The sequence below is a fragment of the Leifsonia sp. Y878 genome (genome assembly GCF_057669685.1).
Window position 1 is genome coordinate 1,202,004 of the sequence record NZ_JBYHFS010000001.1, and the last position, 21,219, is coordinate 1,223,222.

The window sequence follows — 21,219 nt, forward strand, 5'->3', positions numbered from 1 at the left end:
TGCTCAGCGAATCCGCGCCAAAAAGCTCGCGTATAAGCGAAGGACGCGGGGGTGTTTCGCAGCGCGCCGGAGGGCTAGCGTGAAATTGTGCCTGCCGAACCGAACGACTTCCAGGAACCACTCGACAGGGCGCGAGCCCATGCAACGGCCTGGCTCGCGTCGATGCCGAGTCGGCCCGTCGCGCCCAGCCTGAGCGCTGAACAACTCGCGGCGACGTACGGCTCGACGCTGCCCGAGCAGCCACTCGAGCCGAGCGCCGTCATCGACGAATTGGCCGCATGGGCCGAGCCCGGATTGATGGCCATGCCATCCGGTCGCTTCTTCGGCTGGGTCATCGGCGGCACCCTGCCGGCAGCCTTGGCCGCCGACTGGCTGGTCAGCGCCTGGGATCAGAATGCGGCAATCCGCTTCGCTACGCCGGCAGCAGCGGCCGCCGAAGAGGTTGCCGGAAACTGGCTGCTCGACGTGCTCGATCTCCCGCGGGACGCGGGCGTCGGATTCACAACGGGCGGAACCATGGCGAACTTTGGTGGGCTGGCGGCCGGCCGACAGAGCGTTCTCGATGACGCCGGCTGGGACCTCAACACCGATGGGCTGACCGGCGCACCGCGCATCACGGTGTTCGTGGGGGAAGAGCGGCACGCCTCCGTCGACCTGGCGCTCCGCTATCTCGGGCTTGGCGCCCCGACGGCCGTCGCCTCAGACAGCGAGGGCCGGATCAAGCCTGCGGCGCTGGCCACAGCGATGGCCACCATCGACGGCCCGGCGATCGTTTGCCTCCAGGCCGGAAACCTGCACTCCGGCGCCTTCGACCCCCTGCACGAGTCCATCGAGGTGGCGCATAAGCACGGCGCCTGGGTGCACGTCGACGGTGCGTTCGGGCTCTGGGCTGCTGTGAGCCAGCGATACAGCGAACAGCTATTCGGCCTGGCATCCGCTGATTCATGGGCAACGGATGCGCACAAGACCCTCAACGTGCCGTACGACTGCGGCATCGCCATCGTCGCCAGAAAAGACGTCATGCAGGCGACGTTCGGCGTGCACACCAGCTACCTCGTTGCCGATGACCGGGGCGTTGGCGATCCGTTCGAGCGCGTGCCTGAGTTGTCTCGCCGCGCGCGCGGCATGACCGTGTGGGCAGCGCTTCGATCCCTCGGCAGGACCGGCACCGTCGCCATGGTCGAGAAGCTTGCGGACTCGGCAACCGCGCTCGCCCGCGGACTCGCGCAACTGCCGGGGGTCGAGGTGCTGAACCAGGTCGCGTTCACCCAGGTGTGCCTGAGTTTTGGCTCCGATGATCGAACCCGCCGCGTGACGGAGAAGTTGCTTGAGGAGGCGCAGGTGTGGATGTCTGGCTCGGTCTGGCAGGGAAGGGCCGTGCTGCGAATTTCGGTCAGCAACTGGTCGACAGACGATACCGACATCATCGCGGCCATCGCCGCCGTTGCCAGGGCGATGGCGGCCGTCAGCCTGGAGCCGGTCGCCGACTGACGTGGGCGCGGCATCCGTCGAGAGTCGCCGAATGTGCCGAGAGTCGCCGTACTAACGGCGACTCTCGGCACAACGGGCGACTCTGGGCACAACGGCGACTCTGGCGAGCGGATGCTAGTTCCCGGTCTCGCAGGCGGCCTCAGCGGCGACGCCTCCCGGCGGCTTCGTCGCGCCCGCTGTGGCACACCGCTACCGCTAGTGCGGGCGCAACGCGCGACAACGGGCGCGGTGATGCCAGACACGCGCTTCGGGCGAGCTAGCGCAGGCAGCTCAGCTAGCTCAGGCAGTTCGGGCCGAGCAGGCTCTTCAATTCGCCGAAGAGATCGGCGCTCACCTTCACCTTGTACGGCAACTCAAACACCCTGGCGGTATTGCCCTTGACCAGCTTCAGCCGAACCTCAGCTCCCCCCGGGTGTGCTGACAGCGTCTGGCTGAGCGACCTGATCGTCCCGGTGGTCGCCCGTTGCTCGAGCACGGTGATCGACAGTGTGCCGGCATCCGATTCCTGACCGAGCTCCGGCGCGAACACGCTGTACGCGTGCAGGTTCATGCCGTCATCACGCATGCTGACGCGCCCACGCACCACAACGACGGAGTCATTGACGAGATCGGGCGCGAATTCGACATACGCCTTGCCCATGAACATCGCCGTGATCTCGCCGCCGAAGTCCTCAACCTGGATCATGCCGTACTGGTTGCCCGATTTCTTGGCCACCCTGTGCTGCACGCTCGTGATCAGGCCTGCGACGGTGACGGTATCGCCATCCTGGGTCTGCTCAGAGGCCAGCAGGTCTGCGATGCCGGTGCTGGCATGCTTGGCCAGCGGAATCTCCAGGCCGGCCAGCGGGTGGTCAGAGACGTAGAGGCCGAGCATGTCGCGCTCGAAGGCGAGCTTCTCCTTCTTCGACCACTCCGGTCGTTCAGGCACCTGGTCTGTGGACTGCGGATCGTCGAAGAGGCTGTCGAAGTCGAAGCCGATGTTGCCGTGCGCCTCATCGCGCTTGATCTTCACCGCGGATTCGACGGCGCCCTCGTGAATTTCGACCATCGCCCGCCTGGTTGACCCCAGCGAGTCGAATGCCCCGGCCTTGACCAGCGATTCGACAGTGCGCTTGTTGGTCACCTGGAGCGGCACCTTGCGCAGGAAGTCGTGGAACGACTCGAACCTGCCCTTCTCCTTGCGTGCCTCACGGATCGCGTCCACCACGTTGAAGCCGACGTTCCGAACAGCGCCAAGGCCGAAGCGGATGTCGGTGCCGACGGCGGCAAAGTAGCCAATGGATTCGTTGACGTCTGGGGCAAGCACCTGGATGCCCATGCGGCGACACTCGTTGAGGTACAGCGCGAGCTTGTCGCGGGAGTCGCCGACGCTGGTCAGCAGTGCTGCCATGAACTCGGCGGGATAGTGAGCCTTGAGGTATGCGGTCCAGTAGGAGAGCACACCGTACGCGGCGGAGTGCGCCTTGTTGAAGGCGTAGTCGGAGAACGGCAGCAGGATGTCCCAGATCGTCTTGATCGCGGCATCCGAATAGCCGTTGTCCTTCATGCCAGCTGAGAAGCCCTCGAACTGCTTGTCGAGCTCTGATTTCTTCTTCTTGCCCATGGCGCGGCGCAGCAGGTCGGCCTGGCCGAGCGAGAAGCCGGCCAGCTTCTGCGCGATCGACATGACCTGCTCCTGGTACACGATCAGGCCGTAGGTACCACCGATGATGTCCTTCAACGGCTCTGCCAGCTCCGGGTGGATCGGAATGATCTCCTGCAGACCTGTCTTTCGCAGCGCGTAGTTGGTGTGCGAGTTCGCACCCATGGGGCCCGGACGGTACAGCGCGATGACGGCCGAGATGTCTTCGAAGTTGTCAGGCTTCATCGAGCGCAGCAGTGCGCGCATCGGGCCACCGTCGAGCTGGAAGACGCCGAGCGTGTCGCCCCTGGCCAGCAGTTCGTAGGCCAGCGGGTCGTCGAGGTCGAGGTCTTCGAGCACCGGCCGGTGGCCGCGGTTGACCTCGATGTTGTCGAGTGCGTCGTCGATGATCGTGAGGTTTCGAAGCCCCAGGAAGTCCATCTTGATCAGACCGAGCGACTCACAGGCCGGGTAGTCGAACTGGGTGACGATCTGGCCGTCGGCCTCACGCTTCATGATGGGGATGATGTCGATGAGCGGATCGCTCGACATGATCACGCCTGCGGCGTGCACACCCCACTGGCGCTTGAGGTTTTCGATCCCGAGGGCGGTATCGAAGACGGTCCTGGCTTCTGGGTCGCTTTCGATCACCGCGCGGAAGTCGACGGCTTCGCGGTAGCGCGGGTGGTCTTTGTCGAACATCCCGGTGAGTGGAACGTCTTTGCCCATGATGGCTGGCGGCATCGCCTTGGTGAGCTTGTCGCCCATGCCGAACGGGAAGCCAAGCACTCGCGAGGAGTCCTTCAGCGCCTGCTTCGCCTTGATGGTTCCGTAGGTCACGATCTGGGCAACCCGCTCGTCGCCGTATTTCTCGGTGACGTAGCGGATGACCTCGCCGCGCCGGCGCTCGTCGAAGTCGATGTCGAAGTCGGGCATGGAGACGCGGTCTGGGTTGAGGAAGCGCTCGAAGATCAGTCCGTGAACCAGTGGGTCGAGGCCGGTGATGCCCATGGCGTATGCCGCCATGGAGCCGGCGCCTGAACCGCGGCCAGGGCCTACCCTGATTCCCTGCTGCTTCGACCACGCGATGAAGTCGGCAACCACCAGGAAGTAGCCGGGGAAGCCCATCTGGGTGATGACGCCGACCTCGTAGTCGGCTTGCTTCCTGACGTCGTCAGGGATGCCGTTCGGGTAGCGCATGTGGAGGCCGACTTCGACCTCTTTGATGAACCAGCTCTCCTCGTTCTCCCCTTCTGGCGTTGGGAAGCGCGGCATGTAGTTGGCCTTTGTGTTGAACTCGACTTCGCACCGCTCTGCGATGAGCAGCGTGTTGTCACAGGCCTCTGGGTTGTCCCTGAAGATGTGCCGCATCTGGGCGGCTGTCTTCAGGTAGAACTCGTCTGAGTCGAACTTGAACCGGTTGGGGTCGTCGAGCGTCGACGCAGACTGCACGCACAGCAGGGCAGCGTGAGCCGTCGCATCGTGGGCGTGCGTGTAGTGCAGGTCATTGGTGGCGACGAGCGGGAGGTTCAGCTCCTTTGCCAGGCGCAGCAGGTCGCTCATGGTGCGGCGTTCCACGTCGATGCCGTGGTCCATCACCTCGCAGAAGAAGTTCTCTGCACCGAAGATGTCGCGGAACTCCCCTGCGGCCTTCTTGGCCTCCTCATACTGGCCAAGCCGTAGCCGCGTCTGGATCTCACCACCGGCACAGCCTGTGGTGCCGATCAAACCATTCGAGTACTCGCTGAGCAGCTCGCGGTCCATGCGTGGCTTGAAGTAGTAGCCCTCGAGGGAGGCCCGTGACGACAACCGAAACAGGTTGTGCATGCCGGCGGTGTTCTCGGAGAGGAGCGTCATGTGCGTGTACGCACCGCTACCACCGACGTCGTCGCGGCTCTGGGTATTGGTTCCCCACTTCACCCGAGTCTTGTCGCTGCGGTGGGTGCCAGGCGTGATGTACGCCTCTGTGCCGATGATCGGCTTAATCCCGGCCTCTGTCGCTGTGCGCCAGAAGTCGAAGGCACCGAAGACGTTGCCGTGGTCGGTGACCGCGACGGCTGGCATACCCTGCTCGATGGCGGCCGCGATGAGCGGCTTTACCCGCGCAGCACCGTCAAGCATTGAGTACTCGCTGTGCACGTGGAGGTGAACGAACGAATCACTCTGAGAGGACAAAACTGCTCCGAAATACTGTTGGTCGTGCTGGGGGATGAATCTCTAGCCTAAGCTTCGTTCCTCAGAACAGAGAGCGCATGGGCGAGATCCGGGGCGTATTCAGAATTGAATGTCACCCACTCCCCAGACTCCGGGTGCGCGAACGAGAGCTGCTTGGCGTGCAACCACTGGCGGGTGAGGCCGAGCCTTGAAGAGATGCTGGGGTCTGCGCCGTACATGGCATCGCCAACGCACGGGTGTCGCTGGGCGGCCATGTGCACGCGAATCTGGTGCGTTCGCCCCGTCTCCAGGTGCACCTCAAGGAGCGACGCGAACGGAAATGCTTCAAGCGTCTCGTAGTGGGTGACGGCGTGCTTGCCCTCGGCCGTGACGGCGAACCGCCAGTCAAGGCGCGGGTGCCGGCCGACGGGTGCGTCGATGGTACCGGCGAGCGGGTCAGGGTGGCCCTGGACCACGGTGTGGTAGATCTTCTCGACCTCGCGGTCGTGGAACGCGCGCTTCAAAGCCGTGTACGCCGCTTCAGACTTGGCAACCACCATGAGGCCGCTGGTTCCGGCGTCGAGGCGATGCACGACGCCAGCGCGTTCCGCAGCCCCAGAGGTGGAGATTCGGTACCCGGCGGCGGCCAGGGCCCCGACAACGGTCGGGCCTGTCCAGCCAACGCTCGGGTGAGCGGCGACACCGGCAGGCTTGTTCACCACAACCATGCTGTCGTCGTCGTAGACGATGGTGAGGTCTGGCACAGCGATGGGCACGATGGCCACAGCTTCCTTGGGCTGCCAGGTCACTTCCAGCCATCCGCCGGCTTTCAGCTTGTCTGACTTGTCGACAACGACACCGTCGAGCGTCACGCCACCGGCTTCGATCACATCGGCAGCAAAGTTGCGGGAGAACCCCAGGAGTTTCGCCAGCCCCGCGTCGACGCGGACGCCGGCGAGACCATCTGGCAGGGGTAAAGAACGAGATTCCATAGTGATTAAGACGTCGGTTCGCTGTCGCGGCTGGTGCTGCCATGGTTGGTGGCATCACTCGCACTGGTGTTCTCCGGCGTCAAAGCCGGCTTGTCGCTGATCTTGTTTCCGTCGAGACCGATGCCGCGAATGGTGAGGATCATGAACAAGATCATGCTCGCCACGATGCACATGTCGGCGACGTTGTAGATAGCCGGGATCAGCCACGGCGTTGAGATGAAGTCGATGACGTGTCCGAGGCCGAAGCTGGGCTCACGGAGCAGACGATCAGTCAGGTTGCCAAGGACACCGGCAAGCAGGAGCCCGAAGACAACGGCCCACGCGATGGACTTGATGCGCCTGGCGAACCACACGATGAAAACAACGACGCAGGCAGCAAGGATCGAGAAGATCCAGGTCATGCCGCTCGCAAGTGAAAAAGCAGCGCCAGGGTTCCGAACGAAGTGCAATTGGAGCACATCGTTCAGAACCCGGACAACGTCGCCCTCGTTCATCGAGCTGACGACGAGGAACTTGGTGAATTGATCGAGCGCGTAACCGCCTAGCGCGACACTGGCCAGAACGATGAGCGCACGAGCGCTGACCTTCGCTCTGGAACTACGCGCCAAAGCCCTGGAAGCTGGGCTTCGGTGCGTTGGAGTCGCTGCCTACGCCGGCGCCAACCGGTGAAGCGGTGTCGAGCTCGCGGAGCTGGCCTTCGATGTAGCTCTTGAGCTTCAAGCGGTACTCGCGCTCGAACGTGCGCAGCTCATCGATCTTCTTTTCAAGCGTTGCACGCTCTGCGTCGAGGGCGTGGATCTGTGCGCGCTGCTTGGCTTCTGCCTCAGCGACGACACGGGCTGCCGTGGCGTGACCCTCTGCAATGAGAGCGTCGCGCTTCTCAGCGCCTTCCTTGACGTGTTCCTCGTGCAGGCGGCGAGCCAGCTGCAGCAGGTTGGTCGTGCCAGCGGTCTCGTCTGCGCTTTCGGCGACGGGAACAGCAGCGGGAACCGGAACAGCAACCGGCGCCGGAGCGGCAGCAGCGACGGGCTCCGGAACGACAGCAGCCTTCGGGGCTTCGGCTGCCTGCTTGGCAGGAGCGTTGCCGCCCGCGGCCAGCTGAGCCTTCAGCTCCTCATTTTCCTGCGTGAGACGACGCAGCTCAACAACGACCTCATCGAGGAAGTCATCTACCTCGTCCTGGTCATACCCCTCGCGGAACTTTGTTGACTGGAACCGCTTGTTGACTACATCTTCCGGAGTTAGCGCCATGGCTTTCCACCCTTAGAACTTGAGTTGCGAACAAAAACTTACGTCTACTAACGCTAGCAAGGCTGCGTGAGAACTAACTGCACCGTGTGGCACTGTTACCGCTCAAGAATACATGCCATGCGGATGCCACATGGTTGGTGCGTCCTAAAAAAGCCCCGTGAGCGACATGGCCACGATGCAGCACAGCATGGTCAGGCTCCATCCGAAATCGAATGCTACCGGCCCTAAACGTAGCGGCGGAAGCAAACGGCGGAAGAACTTCACCGGAGGATCCGTCAGGGTGTACACCGTTGACGCGGCAACAAGGCCGGCGCCCCGCGGGCGCCAGCTCCGGTTGACAGTTCTCACGAGGTCGAGAATAAATCTCGCCCACAGCACGAAGAAATACAGCAGCAGGGCGAAATAGAGAATGTTCGCGACGAGATGAACGAGGTTCACGCTGTTATCAGGACTGCGCAAAGAACGACGCGTCAGCGTCGGCTTCACCGTCGGCGTTTTCGCCGGAGACGACGACGTGCGACGGCGACAGCAGGAAGACCTTGGCCGTGACGCGTTCGATCTTGCCGAACAGGCCCTGCGAGAGGCCGCTGGCAAAGTCGATGAGACGGCGTGCGTCTGCATCGCTCATCTGCGACAGGTTGATGATGACGGGGATGCCGTCGCGGAAGGATTCTGCGATCACCTGGGCGTCGCGGTACTGACGCGGGTGGACCGTGAGGATTTCGTTCATATCTGACGCTGCCACATTCTTGGGCGTGTTGGTCTTGCGAAGCGGGGTAACGGGTGCGCTACCGGTGGTGCGAACCGGGGCGGCTGCAGCATGCGACTGCGCCTGCTGGTGAGGTGCCTGCTGGTGAGGAACGGCAGAAACGGGAGCGACACTCGCGGGCGCCTCGTACTCCAGCTCTTCATCCGCCAGACCAAGGTAGACCATGGTTTTCTTGAGCGGGTTAGACATTTCGACCTCCGTGTTCGTGAAGCTTCTCAGTTGAGATTAACCGTGTTCCGGTCTATTACCGGTGATTGCTGTGCCAATTCGAAGGTGTGTCGCCCCTTCGACGATTGCGTCTTCGAAATCGTGGGACATTCCCATCGAGAGTGACTGGGCTGCTGGGGAGAGCGAACGCACGCGTTCGCCCAATTCTCGTACATGCGCGAAGGCACGTCGCGGTTCTTCTCCGAGGGGAGCGACGGCCATGAGGCCGAGGAGACGAAGGCCATCTGAGGCGAGCACCGCCTCGACCAGCGACTCCAGGTTGTGCTCACTCACGCCACCCCTGGCCGGGTCATCCGTCAGGTTCACCTGCACAAAACAGTCGACACTGGATTCCGTCGACGACAGCGCGTGCACGAGCGAGAGCCGATCAACCGAGTGGATGACGTTGGCATACGCACGCACCTGCCTCGCCTTCTTGCCCTGCACCTGGCCAACGAAATGCCATCGCAAGCCAAGCGGCTGCAGTTCAGCCGCCTTGGCGCTGGCCTCCTGGTGCCGGTTCTCCCCCACGTCGGTGACGCCGAGGGCCGCCAGGTCAGCGATGAGGCTCGCCGGGTGGAACTTGGTCACCACGATGGTCGTGATGTCGGACGCGTCCCGGCCTGACGCCTGGGCAGCGGTAGCAACGCGTGCGCGCACGCTGTCGAGCCGCTCGGCCAGGCCGGAAGCGTTCACATCCATCACGGTCTATTTCAGGAAGTCGGGGATGTCCAGGTCGTCTGAATCGTCCTCGAAGGCTGGGTCGGTCGCGATGACGTCGCCGGCTGCAGAATCGGCCTGCTGCCAGGCAGCGGACTCGGTGGCTGCCGGAGCCGCGTATGCGGTGTCCGCAGCAACTGAGCTGATGGCGTGTGCGCCACCGGCAGCGACGCCTGCGGCGACCAGCTCGGCCTGCTTGGCCTCGCCGGTCTTGCCCGGTTCGCCGCCGTCAAAGCCGGCAGCGATGACGGTGACGCGCACCTCGTCGCCCAGGGTGTCGTCGATGACGGCACCGAAGATGATGTTGGCTTCGGGGTGAACGGCTTCCTGCACGAGGCGGGCAGCGTCGTTGATCTCGAAGATGCCGAGGTTTGAACCACCCTGGATCGAGAGGAGCACGCCGTGCGCACCGTCGATGGATGCTTCGAGCAGCGGTGAAGCCACAGCGAGTTCTGCAGCCTTGATGGCACGGTCTGCCCCGCGGGACGAACCGATACCCATGAGCGCGGAACCCGCACCCTGCATGACCGACTTGACGTCGGCGAAGTCGAGGTTGATGAGGCCAGGAGTGGTGATGAGGTCTGTGATGCCCTGGACACCGGCGAGCAGTACCTGGTCAGCCGTCGAGAATGCCTCGAGCATGCTGATGCCGCGGTCGCTGATTTCCAGCAGGCGATCGTTGGGAACGACGATGAGGGTGTCAACCTCGTTCTTCAGGGTTGCGACACCGGTTTCGGCCTGGGCCTGACGGCGCTTGCCCTCGAAGCCGAACGGCTTTGTGACGACACCGATGGTGAGTGCGCCGATGGACTTTGCGATCCGTGCGACGACAGGTGCTCCACCCGTACCGGTTCCGCCACCCTCTCCTGCGGTGACGAAGACCATGTCAGCACCCGCGAGTGCTTCTTCGATCTCTTCGGCGTGATCCTCAGCGGCACGACGGCCGACCTCTGGGTCTGCGCCGGCGCCGAGGCCACGCGTGAGTTCACGACCGACGTCAAGTTTGACGTCGGCGTCGCTCATGAGCAGGGCCTGGGCATCGGTGTTGATTGCGATGAACTCGACTCCGCGCAGACCGAGTTCGATCATGCGATTGACAGCGTTGACACCACCGCCGCCGATACCGACGACCTTGATGACGGCTAGGTAATTCTGATTTGTTGACACGTCTGGCCTCCGGTGGAACCCTAAACCTCTAGTCGAAGCTTAAAGTTATGCTGAGTATGCAATTCCTGAATCTGAAGTTATGCCGGGCGCGCGCCCGTTTGGGGAGGCGCGCCCGCGTGTCGCGAAGAACCGTCGCAGATTCCTTTTCACGGCCCTGAACCGCATCCAACGAGCGGCTGCGCGACACCATGCAGGGCCGATTTCGGCCCCATCCGCTACCGAAGAACGGCGCTGTCGGGTGAGGAAACGTCGTATTCCGCCACGCTTCCGACCGGATGGCTGACCATCAATGCGCCCAGCACCTGGCTCTTGAACTCCGAGCGCTCCGCGTTGCCCCACACCACGCGCGCTCCCCCGGCCAGGCCGAGGGTCACGTCATCTGCCGTTGCGGCCGAAACCGTGTCGAGCTGGCTGTGAATCGACTCCGGAAGTGCGGAAATCACGGCGGCGGCAGCACGGAACCCGTGACTGTTGATGCCGCCCTCCGCCACGATGACCGGATACCCAGCCGGCCGCTCAGCGCTCGACTGGATGACGACACCCGCGGCGTCGATCACGTCGAAGCCTGCTGCTGTCGTGACAAGTCCAACAGGCTCGCGCTCCACGATGCGCACGACGATGGTGTTCGGTGGTCGGCTCTCGGTGACGAAGCTGCGAATCAACGGGAATGTGGCGAGTTCGGTCTTCACCTTGCCAAAGTCGATCAGGGGCAGCGGCGTTCCCAACTGGTCACCGAGGGCGCTCTGGATGTCAGCCGCCGGAATGCGGTTCGTCCCCGTGACCTCGATCGTGCGGAGTGCCATGAGCGGTGAGTACGCGCCGACGATGACGAACGCGATAAGGCTCATGGAGATGCCGAGTGCGATCCAGATCGACCGGCGTCGCTTCCTGGCGCGCCAGGTGAACCGGCGCACTTCTTCACGTTCATAACGCTTGCGGGCCCGCTTGGCGGCCCACAGCCGCTTCCGTGCCTGCCACGCCGTGAGAGTCGCCGGAGCCTTCTTCTCTGTGCTGGCGGCCTTCTCTGTGCTGGCGGCCTTCTCAGTGCTGGCCGTCTTCTTTGTGCTGGCGGCCCGCTCAGCACCCGCGCGCCCCGTAACCCGTGCGGCGCCCACAATGGCGTCATGCGCAGGCGTGAGGCGCGTGATGGGCGTTACCGGTGAGACGTGGGGCTTCGTCGGCTTGCTCGCCAACGGAAGCGATGCCGGCGTCGTCGACGGGATGACCGTGATCGGCTCTGTCACAGAGTCGGGGTCGCTCGGCAGTGCGCTCTGCACTGCGCCCGCCGCTTGCCCACCGGGGGTGTTGCGTGACCCGAGCAACGGCTTCCTGGCGCGCGAAGCCCGTGCCTCCCGCGCCGATGGCTGGGTGGGCTCTGGCTCAGCTACAGTGGCCGGCCGCGTGAATCCGTCAGGCCGCTTCATGACCGCCGACGCGTCATCCGCGCACCGTGCCAAGGGACTCGAGAAGCTGGGGAACGATGCGGTAGACGTCGCCGCAGCCGAGGGTGACAACGAAGTCGCCCTCCTGGGCGATGGACGCCAGGTAGTCTGCCGCGTCCTGCCAGTCCGGAATGAATGCGACATGGCTGGGGTCGGCGAACTTGTCTGCGACGATGGCGCCGGTCACCCCTGGTACCGGGTCTTCCCGAGCACCGTACACGTCGAGGACGATGGTCTGGTCGGCATGGCTCTCCAGGATGTCCGCGAATTCCTGGGCGAAGAGTTGCGTACGGCTGTAGAGGTGCGGCTGGTGCACGGCAATGATTCGGCCGTTGCCGACGACGGTGCGGGCGGCAGCCAAAGCCGCAGCAACCTCTGTGGGGTGGTGCGCGTAGTCGTCGTACACGCTGACGCCGCCGACCGTGCCGTGCAGTTCGAAGCGCCGCTGTGTGCCGCCGAAGGCCGAGATCGCCTCAAGCGAAGCCGCAGGCTCGAACCCGAGGGCGACGAGCACCGCAAAGGCACCTGCGGCGTTGATGGCGTTGTGCAGGCCGGGGATGCGGAGCGTTGCCTGGTAGTCGTTGCCCTCCCAGCGCACGCTGAACTGAACTGGCCCATCCGTCACAACGGAGTGCACGCGCACATCTGCGGTCTCTGCCAGGCCGAACGTGATGATGCGCTTGGCCGTTGATCCCTGCGTTGGATCGGTTGTGAGCTTGGACGTGACGCGCACTGCGCCAGGGTCGTCTGAGGAGACGACCACGAATTCACTGGCGTTCTGGGCGAACTCAACGAACGCCGCCTCGAAGGCCTCCAGCGAACCGTAGTGGTCGAGGTGGTCAGGATCGACGTTGGTGATGAGTGCGATTGCCGTCGAGTAGAGCAGGAACGAACCGTCGGATTCATCCGCTTCAACGACGAAGATGTCGTCGGTGCCCGCGGCCGAGCTCACTCCGAGTGACTCGATGACGCCACCGTTGACGAAGCTCGGGTCCTGGCCGAGACCGAGCAGGCCTGTCACGACCATGCCCGTTGAGGTGGTCTTGCCGTGTGCGCCTGCAACGGCAACCAGACGCTGGTCCCTGATCAGCCAGGCCAGTGCCTGCGCACGGTGCAGCACCGGAAGGCCACGTTCCAATGCGAGCACGTATTCAGGGTTGTCCTGCCAGAGGGCGCCGGTGACCACGAGGCTGTCTGCGTCGCCGACGTTGGCTGCGTCGTGGCCGATGCTGACGCGCGCTCCAAGCGCACGCAGGGCCTCGATGTTGGCTGACTCGCGCACATCGGAACCGGTGACCGTGAAACCGCGACTGAGGAAGAGTCTCGCGATGCCGCTCATGCCTGACCCGCCGATGCCGACGAAGTGCACGGCACCCAGGTCGTCGGGAATGATGAGGTTCGGGTCTGGCTTGATCACGGTCTTGATGCTCTTCTCGGTCTGGCTCGAAAATCAGGGTGGTGAAAATCAGGAGTGCAGCGAATCCACGGGATTCGTGCTGGAATCCACGTTACGCGCCGTTGGCTGCGAAGTCTGGATTTGGTGGCGCGTGCTGGACTTTGAGGCTGGCCTCACAGGGCGCTGTGAATCAGTCTCTGCATGCGCAATGCGCCGTCCCGCACTCCGACGGCTCCGGCAGCGGCACCCATCGTCGTCACCCGATCGGTGTCGTTCAGCAGCGGGATGAGCTCTGCGGTCACCCACTCTGGCAGGAACGCAGCGTCGTCAACGAGGATGCCCCCGCCGGCGACAACTACTCCAGCTGCGTTGAAGCGTTGCTCGCCGTTACCCACTGGATACGGAATGTAGACGGCCGGCTTGCCGAGTGCTGCAAGTTCACACACCGTCGCTGAACCAGCCCGCGAGACGACGAAATCGGCGCCGGCCAGCGCGAGGTCCATTCGATCGCAGTACGAGATCATGCGGTAGTGCTGCATCTGCGGGTCGGTGACCTCTGACGACTCCCCCGTGATGTGCAGCACCTGCCAACCGGCGGCGACGAGTGCTGACGCCGACTGGACCATGGTGGCATTCAGCCGGCGGGCGCCGAGCGAGCCGCCCGTCACGAGCAGGGTCGGCCTGGCAGCGTCGAGGTCGAAGAAGGCCTGGGCGACGGGCCTGGCGGCATCCTGGTCGAGGTTCTCGATCTCCGCCCGCAACGGCATCCCGACGAAGGTCGCGTGCGGCAGCGGTGTTCCTTCGAAGGCGACGCCGACATGGCTGGTATACCGCGCGCCCAGTTTGTTGGCCAGGCCGGGTTTCGCGTTGGCCTCGTGGATGACGATCGGGACTTTCGCCTGTCGAGCGGCCAGGTACGCGGGCGTCGACACGTAGCCGCCGAACCCGACGACGACATCGATGTGCTTCGACGTGATCATCTCGGCGACATCAGACACCGTGCGCTTCAGCCTCGGCCAGAACGTGAGCGCGCTCTTGTTCGGGCGGCGGGGAAACGGCAGCTTGGGAATGACGAGCAGTTCGTAGCCGCGCGCTGGCACGAGCCTGGACTCCAGGCCTTCGGCCGTTCCAAGCACGTAGATGGTGGCATCCGCTTCAGTCGCAGAGATCTTGTCAGCGACGGCGAGAAGCGGATTGACGTGGCCGGCAGTTCCGCCGCCCGCCAGGAGATACGTGGTCATCGAGCTTCACCTTCTCGCTCTGTCCCCCTGGTGAACGACAACACGATGCCGATTGCCACGAGGGTCGTGAGCAGTGCGGTGCCGCCGGCCGAGATCAGCGGCAGCGGCACTCCGAGTACGGGCAGGATTTCCAGGACGACTCCAATGTTCACGAGCGCTTGCCCGATGATCCACACCATGACGGCAGCGGTGGACACCCGCACCTGCATGGTGGTGGCTGACCGCATGATCCGCACGAAGGCGATGGCCATCATGATGAACATGAACAGCACGACGATGGCGCCGATCAGTCCCAGTTCTTCGCCGATGATGGCAAAAATGTAGTCGTTGTCCGCTGCGGGCAACCAGGACCACTTGGCCTTGGAGTTTCCAAGCCCCACGCCGAACACGCCGCCGTTGGCCAGCGCCCAGGTGCCGTGCAGTGGCTGCCAGCACGCTGCAGAGATCGTGCCGGTGACGTTCTCGCATCCCTCGCCGAAGAAGCTCATGATGCGCGTCAGCCGGTTCGAGCTCGCCAACGCGATGATGCCGGCGCCCACAGCGCCGATGGCCAGCGGTATGGCGAGCAGCCGCAGCCTGATGCCTGCGAAGAACAGGGCGCCGAACAGGATGCCGGCCATGATGATGACAGTTCCGAGGTCGCCGCCGATCATGACGAGCATCACCGCGCCACCGCCGACCCCGAATACCGGGATGAAGATGTGACGCCAGTCGTCGAAGTGGTTCTTCTTCTGCTCCAGGATGACGCCCAGCCAGATCACGAGGGCGACCTTGATCATCTCAGAGGGCTGGAACTGGATGCCCCCGATAGTGAGCCAGTTCGTGTTTCCTGCGACAGTGACGCCGAGCGGGGTGAAAACGACGAGGCACTGGAAGAAGCTGGCCACCATCAGGGCCGGCCATGCAATGCGTCGCCAGAATTTCAGCGGCAAGCGGCTGACGAGCAGCATGAGTGGCACGCCGATGATGGCGAACATTCCTTGCCGAAACAGCCCGCCGAAGAATCCCTCGTTCTCGAGGTACGAATCGACAGACGATGACGACAAGACCATCACCAGGCCGAAGATAACCAGGAACAGCGTGGTGCCGAGCAGCAGGAAGTAGTTGGCCGACTCGGCCTTGAACACCTTGCCGAGATTGATGCGGGCGGCCAGGCCGCCAGCGCCAGGAGAAGCTGCCGTGTCGCGTGCGTTCACCACGTTGGCCTAGGCGTTCGGGCGTGAGGCGGTGTCATCGCCATCCGCCTCACCTCCTAAGAACTCGTGCACTGCTGCCTGGAATTTGTTGCCACGCTCTTCGTAGCTTGCGAACTGGTCCATCGATGCCGCTGCAGGAGCAAGCAACACCACGTCGCCGGCCTCAGCCAGCCCCGCAGCATGTCGCACCGCGTCCGGCATCACCTGCCCAGTGTCATCCGCATCGATCTCGATGACTCGGAGTTCCGGCGCGTGTCGTGCGAATGCGTCGCGCAACTCGTCCCGATCGACCCCGATGATGACAACGCCGCGCAGCCGCGGCACATGGCGCTTGACGAGTGCGTCAATGTCGACGCCCTTCAGCAGGCCGCCAACCAGCCAGACGACGGAGTTGTAGGCCGTGAGCGAGGCATCCGCTGCATGCGGGTTCGTCGCCTTTGAGTCATCAATCCAGCGGATGTCGCCGGCAGATGCCACCAGCTCGATGCGGTGTGGATCGAGCCGGAATCCGGCCAGTGCCACCCTGATCAGGTCTGAGGGCACGCCGAAAGAGCGGGCAAGCGCGCTGGCGGCCAGGATGTTGGAGACGACGTGTGGTGCATCGAGCCCGAGGAGGGCAAGCTCGTCGATCGTGATCAGTTCGAGCGCGCGGTCGAAGCGTTCCTCGAGGAACGCCCGGTCGACGAGGATGCCGTCGACGATACCGAAGTCACTGGGGCCTGGAACGCCGAGGTCGAAGCCGATCGCTCGGGCGCCTTCCTGCACGTCGGCGTCGCGAACCATCATCTCCGTTGCGCCGTCTGCCTTGTTGTAGACGCAGGCGACCCTGGTGTTCTCGTACACGGTGGCTTTGGCTTCGCCGTATGCCTCATACGAACCGTGCCAGTCGATGTGATCGTCGGCGAGGTTCAGGCAGACACTCGAGAACGGCACCAGCGAGCCGACGCCGGTCCTCTTGACGTGGTGCAGCTGGTAGCTGGAGAGTTCGACCACCAGGACGTCCCAGCCCTGTGGGTCGCGGATGGCGTCGAGGACGGGGATGCCGATGTTTCCGCAGGGCGCGACCCGGTGGCCGGCTGCGGCGAGCATGGCTGCCGTCAGCTCAACGGTCGTGGTCTTTCCGTTGGTTCCCGTCACCAGGATCCACTCTGCGGGCTCCCCCACCTTGTCGCGGAGCCGCCAGGCGAGTTCGATGTCGCCCCAGACGGGTACGCCTGCCGCTTCGGCCCACTCCAGCACAACATGGTCGGGGTGGAAGCCTGGCGAGGCGATGATGACGTCCGGCCGGTGCTCGATGAGTTCAGCTGGGGGCTCGGTGAGGTCGGCCTGCACGAGGCGCGCGCCGATCACGTCGAGGAGCCGTGCGCGCTCATCAGGTGCCTTGGAGGCAACGACGAGCACGTCGGCGCCGAGCTCAGCGAGGGTGTCTGCTGCCGCAAATCCGGTCACGCCGAGACCGAGGACGCCGACACGAAGGCCAGACCAGTCAGAGTGCCAGCTGGTCAGTGTATCGAGACGGTTCATGGAGTTCGTGACAGCCATTCCAGGTAGAAAGTTCCAACGCCGGCGGCGACCAGCAGGCCGCCGATGATCCAGAAGCGCACGACAACCGTGACTTCGGCCCAGCCCTTCAGTTCGAAGTGGTGATGGATAGGACTCATCAGGAAGATCCGCTTGCCATGTGTCACCTTGAAGTAGGCGCGCTGCACAATCACGGAGCCGGCTTCGATCACGAACAGGCCGCCGACAAGAACCAGCAGCAGTTCGGTGTGGCTCAGAATCGCCAGGGCGGCCAACGCTCCACCGATGCCGAGGGACCCGGTGTCACCGAGGAAGATCTTGGCCGGTGAGGTGTTCCACCAGAGGAATCCGATGAGTCCACCGACGATGGCTGCTGCGACGATCGCCAGGTCGAGCGGGTCACGCACCTCGTACGACCGGTACAGGTCAACGATGTCTGAGCCGCCGAAGCGTGCCTGGTTGGACTGCCAGAACCCAATGATGATGAACGAGCCGATGCCGAGGATGGAGGCGCCCGTTGCGAGGCCGTCGAGGCCGTCCGTGACGTTCACGCTGTTCGATGTCGCCGTCACGATGATGCAGATCCAGACGATGAACAGGATGGTTCCGAGGATCGTGCCGAGCGACATGAAGTCGATGGGCAGGTCACGCAGGAAGGAGATCTGCGTCGATGCCGGTGTCTGCCCGTACTTGTTCGGGAACTGGATGGACAGCCAGGCGAAGACGCCGGCGACGATCACCTGCCCGCCAATCTTCGACCAGCCTCCGAGGCCAAGGCTTCGCTGGTTGCGGGTCTTCAAGAAATCATCGACGAAGCCGACGAGGCCGAGGCCCACCATCATGAACAGCACCAGAAGCGGTGACGCAGGGATATGCTCCCCCGTCACCCACATCGCGGTGAAGTAACTGATGAGCGTGCCGAGGATGATGATGATTCCACCCATGGTCGCTGTTCCACGCTTGGCGTGGTGACTCTTCGGGCCGTCGTCGCGGATGAACTGGCCCCACCCCAGCTTCTTGAACAGCTTGATGAACAGCGGGGTTAGAAAGAGAGTGAACGCCAGCGACATGGCTCCGGCAAGCAATAGGGCTCTCACGAGAACAATTCTCCCAGTCGATCGCCCAGAAAGCGCAGTCCTGCGGAATTCGAGGATTTAACGAGCACGATGTCGCCCGGCTTCACTGTCTTCTCCAGAAGTTCGAAGGCCTCGTCCGCTGTGTCGACATACGCCGATTCACCGTCCCATGAGCCTTCATTGATGGTGCTGATGTGCATGCGGCGTGCGGCCTTGCCCACAACAACAAGCTGCGAGATGTTCAGCCGTACTGCCTGCAACCCGATCCTGTCATGTTCTTCGCCAGAGAGCTCACCGAGTTCGCTCATTTCTCCGAGGACGGCGATGGTGCGCTGGCCAGGCTCGGCGATCTGGGCGAGTGTCTTCAGCGCTGCCGTCATGGAATCGGGGCTGGCGTTGTATGCATCGTTGATGACCGTCACGCCATCGCGCCCGCCCATCACCTGCATCCGCCAGCGTTCTGCCATGTGCACGGATTCGAGCGCTGACACGATATCGGCCAGCGACACGCCCAGTACCTCGCAGGCAGCCGCAGCGGCAAGCGCGTTCATGACGTGGTGTTCGCCGAGCACGCGGAAGGCGACAGGGCTGCTCTCACCGTTCGACAGGTGCAGCGTGAATCGGGTGCCGCGCGCACTGACGTCGACATCGCTTGCCCACACGTCAGCGTCGTGACCGAGGCCGAACCAGACGACGCCGGCTGACGTGTGCGCTGCCATTCCGGCAACGCGCGAGTCATCGGCGTTCAAGATTGCGACGTCTGTGGGCAGAAGGTCGGTGACCATTTCCGTCTTGGCGCGGACGGTGGATTCAATGCCACCGAATTCGCCGGCGTGGGCAAGCCCGACCTTCAGGACAATGCCGACGTTCGGCCTGGCCATGTGCACGAGCCTGGCGATCTCGCCAATTCCGCTCGCACCCATCTCTGCGACCAGGAATCGCGTGTCTTCTGTCAGCTCAAGCATGGTCAGCGGAGCGCCGACCTCGTTGTTGAACGAGGCGCGCGCAGCAACGGTCGGACCGACGCGCTCGAGTACGGCCCTGATCAGGTTCTTGGTCGTCGTCTTGCCGTTGGACCCGGTCACGCCGACGATCTTCAGCTGGCCGAGCGCACGCACGCGCGCAACGACCTCTGTGGCGAGGTCGCCCAGAGCCACAACGGCGTCCGGAACCACGATCTGGGCGACGGGCATGTCGAGCACGCGCTCTACGATCAGCAGCGCAGCATTCTGTTCAACCGCGGCGGGCGCGAAGAGATGTCCGTCGGTGAATTCGCCTGGCTTGGCGACGAAGATGTCGCCTGCCCTGACGTCGCGTGAGTCAGTGTGCACGGCACCGCTCACGACCGAGTCGGCGGTGAGGGGCCCCGCACCCACGTGGAGGGTGCCGTTCATCGCAGTTGCGATCTCGGCCAGTGTCATGGCGATCATTTACAACCACCCTGCTTCGCGAAGCGCCTGGCGGGCGTCTTCTCGTGCCGAGTATGGAATCTTCACTCCGGCTGCCTCGTGGTAGTCCTCGTGGCCTGGGCCGGCGTACAGGACGACGTCGTTCTCCCCCGCGAGCGACAACGCCTTGCGGAACGCTGCCTTCGGATTGGGGACTTCATAGAGCTCACCGTCTGGCACAGCGGCCCGTGCGGCGTCGAGGAGCGTGGCGCGGATGGCGGCCGGGTCTTCAAAGCGGGGGTGGAAATCGGTGATGACCACTGCGTCTGCGCCGCGCGCAGCGATGGCTCCCATGTCGGCCCGCTTCGTGGTGTCGCGATCGCCGTCGGCACCGAACACCATAATGATGCGGCCGTCGGAGATGGCCCTGATGGCGTTCAGGGTGTTCAGGAAGGCATCTGGGCTGTGTCCGTAGTCGATGAAGACCAGCGGCCCGTTCTCGCCAGAGATGCGCTCTGCCCTGCCGGGGATGAAGACATCGATGCCACCGTCGCGGTTCAGGGTGTGTGCGATCGCGTCGAGGTCGTACCCCGATTCGACGAGCATCACGATAGCCAGCGCTGCGTTGGCCGCCATGTACCAGCCCAGCAGGGGGACGCGGGTCTCCAACCGACGATTGCCAGGACCCTCAAGGGCGAATGACGTGTAGTACGCGCTCTCGCTGAGCACCGTCATCTTCCAGTCCGCATCGACATCCGCTGTGGTGGTCAGGGTCGTGACCGGGATACGGCACTCGTCAACGAGGCGCCTGCCCCATTCTGAGTCGACGGTGATGACGCCACGCTTTGAGCGATCCGGCTGGAAGAGTTCGAGCTTCGCCTGGAAGTAGTCGTTCAACGTGTCGTAGTCGTCGAGGTGGTCGTGGCTGAGGTTCGTGAACCCGGAGACGTCGAAAACCATGCCGTCGACGCGGTGCCGTGAGATTGCCTGGGCGGAGACCTCAACGGCAACAGCACGCACCTCAGCTTCGCGCATGCGAGCCAGGAGCGCGTGCATTTCGCTGGCTTCTGGCGTCGTGAGCGAGCTGGTCACCGCGAGGTCACCGATGCGGCGTTCAGCGGTGGACGTGAGGCCGGAGACAACGCCAAGCTGGTTCAGGATCGCGCACAGGATGTAGACAACGCTGGTCTTGCCGTTGGTTCCTGTGACCGCGAAGAGGGTGGCCTGGTTCTCGTCTGTGCGATAGATCCAGGCCGCGACGGCGCCGAGTGCCGCACGGGCATCTGGCGTCACCAGAATCGGCAGGCCGCTTTCTGCAGCGAGGGTGGCGCCGGCTTCATCCGTGAGGATCGCAACAGCACCCGCCTCTGCTGCTTGGGTCGCGTAGGACGCGCCGTGGCTGTTACGGCCAGGCACTCCCACGTAGACGTCTCCTGGCTGAACCGTGCGTGAGCTGAGGCTCACCCCGGTTACTTCCAGAGAATCGATATCGCCGCGGAGTTCGAGCTCAAATTCATCCACCAGACCCGACAAGGATCGGGGAACAGGATGCTGAGGTCGAAGAGCCGAGGGCACCAAATCGGACAC

Annotated in this window: 17 protein-coding genes; 1 reads left to right on the forward strand and 16 read right to left on the reverse strand. The window is 63.7% G+C overall.

Annotated elements, in window-relative coordinates:
* Positions 1-87: 87 nt before the first annotated feature.
* Positions 88-1,491: a pyridoxal phosphate-dependent decarboxylase family protein gene (locus AC25Y4_RS05645; RefSeq protein WP_488119370.1), complete on the forward strand. Its 1,404-nt coding sequence runs from the start codon at positions 88-90 to the stop codon at positions 1,489-1,491.
* Positions 1,492-1,765: 274 nt separating this feature from the next.
* Here AC25Y4_RS05645 and dnaE read toward each other — a convergent pair whose 3' ends face one another.
* The 16 genes from dnaE to AC25Y4_RS05725 all read right to left on the reverse strand — a co-directional run bounded on the left by dnaE (position 1,766) and on the right by AC25Y4_RS05725 (position 21,153).
* Entirely contained in the window at positions 1,766-5,287 is a 3,522-nt protein-coding gene (dnaE, locus tag AC25Y4_RS05650; RefSeq protein ID WP_488119371.1) for a DNA polymerase III subunit alpha, read from the reverse strand.
* Between the two features lie 47 nt (positions 5,288-5,334).
* Complete coding sequence (locus tag AC25Y4_RS05655; RefSeq protein ID WP_488119372.1) at positions 5,335-6,258, reverse strand: RluA family pseudouridine synthase; 924 nt, start codon at positions 6,256-6,258, stop codon at positions 5,335-5,337.
* A gap of 5 nt (positions 6,259-6,263) precedes the next feature.
* On the reverse strand, positions 6,264-6,866 hold the full coding sequence (gene lspA, locus AC25Y4_RS05660) for a signal peptidase II (RefSeq protein WP_488119373.1): 603 nt from the start codon (positions 6,864-6,866) through the stop codon (positions 6,264-6,266).
* On the reverse strand, positions 6,856-7,509 hold the full coding sequence (locus AC25Y4_RS05665) for a DivIVA domain-containing protein (protein ID WP_488119374.1): 654 nt from the start codon (positions 7,507-7,509) through the stop codon (positions 6,856-6,858). Before AC25Y4_RS05665 ends, lspA begins: the two co-directional genes overlap by 11 nt.
* Positions 7,510-7,653: 144 nt before the next feature.
* Complete coding sequence (locus AC25Y4_RS05670; protein WP_488119375.1) at positions 7,654-7,947, reverse strand: YggT family protein; 294 nt, start codon at positions 7,945-7,947, stop codon at positions 7,654-7,656.
* Between the two features lie 7 nt (positions 7,948-7,954).
* Positions 7,955-8,467 carry a cell division protein SepF gene (locus AC25Y4_RS05675; protein ID WP_488119376.1) on the reverse strand — a complete coding sequence of 171 codons (513 nt, stop codon included), beginning with the start codon at positions 8,465-8,467 and terminating at the stop codon, positions 7,955-7,957.
* Between the two features lie 36 nt (positions 8,468-8,503).
* Positions 8,504-9,187, reverse strand: a complete 684-nt coding sequence (locus tag AC25Y4_RS05680; protein WP_488119377.1) for a YggS family pyridoxal phosphate-dependent enzyme — start codon at positions 9,185-9,187, stop codon at positions 8,504-8,506.
* 6 nt (positions 9,188-9,193) lie between these two features.
* Positions 9,194-10,372: a cell division protein FtsZ gene (ftsZ, locus tag AC25Y4_RS05685; RefSeq protein WP_488119378.1), complete on the reverse strand. Its 1,179-nt coding sequence runs from the start codon at positions 10,370-10,372 to the stop codon at positions 9,194-9,196.
* Between the two features lie 215 nt (positions 10,373-10,587).
* Positions 10,588-11,796, reverse strand: a complete 1,209-nt coding sequence (locus AC25Y4_RS05690; RefSeq protein WP_488119379.1) for a cell division protein FtsQ/DivIB — start codon at positions 11,794-11,796, stop codon at positions 10,588-10,590.
* Positions 11,797-11,809: 13 nt separating this feature from the next.
* Positions 11,810-13,231 (reverse strand): UDP-N-acetylmuramate--L-alanine ligase, encoded by a 1,422-nt coding sequence (gene murC / locus AC25Y4_RS05695; RefSeq protein ID WP_488119380.1) that lies wholly within the window; start codon positions 13,229-13,231, stop codon positions 11,810-11,812.
* 152 nt (positions 13,232-13,383) lie between these two features.
* Positions 13,384-14,451, reverse strand: a complete 1,068-nt coding sequence (locus AC25Y4_RS05700; protein WP_488119381.1) for a UDP-N-acetylglucosamine--N-acetylmuramyl-(pentapeptide) pyrophosphoryl-undecaprenol N-acetylglucosamine transferase — start codon at positions 14,449-14,451, stop codon at positions 13,384-13,386.
* Positions 14,448-15,647, reverse strand: coding sequence for a putative lipid II flippase FtsW (gene ftsW, locus AC25Y4_RS05705; RefSeq protein WP_488119382.1), 1,200 nt, complete (start codon positions 15,645-15,647; stop codon positions 14,448-14,450). The genes AC25Y4_RS05700 and ftsW overlap by 4 nt, the downstream gene beginning before the upstream one ends.
* Positions 15,648-15,656: 9 nt before the next feature.
* The gene (murD, locus tag AC25Y4_RS05710; protein WP_488119383.1) at positions 15,657-17,171 is read right to left on the reverse strand and encodes a UDP-N-acetylmuramoyl-L-alanine--D-glutamate ligase; all 1,515 of its coding nucleotides are present in this window, start codon (positions 17,169-17,171) and stop codon (positions 15,657-15,659) included.
* On the reverse strand, positions 17,168-18,265 hold the full coding sequence (gene mraY / locus AC25Y4_RS05715) for a phospho-N-acetylmuramoyl-pentapeptide-transferase (protein WP_488119384.1): 1,098 nt from the start codon (positions 18,263-18,265) through the stop codon (positions 17,168-17,170). Before mraY ends, murD begins: the two co-directional genes overlap by 4 nt.
* Positions 18,262-19,674: a UDP-N-acetylmuramoyl-tripeptide--D-alanyl-D-alanine ligase gene (locus AC25Y4_RS05720; RefSeq protein WP_488119385.1), complete on the reverse strand. Its 1,413-nt coding sequence runs from the start codon at positions 19,672-19,674 to the stop codon at positions 18,262-18,264. Before AC25Y4_RS05720 ends, mraY begins: the two co-directional genes overlap by 4 nt.
* The gene (locus AC25Y4_RS05725; RefSeq protein WP_488119386.1) at positions 19,675-21,153 is read right to left on the reverse strand and encodes a Mur ligase family protein; all 1,479 of its coding nucleotides are present in this window, start codon (positions 21,151-21,153) and stop codon (positions 19,675-19,677) included.
* Between the last annotated feature and the right edge of the window lie 66 nt (positions 21,154-21,219).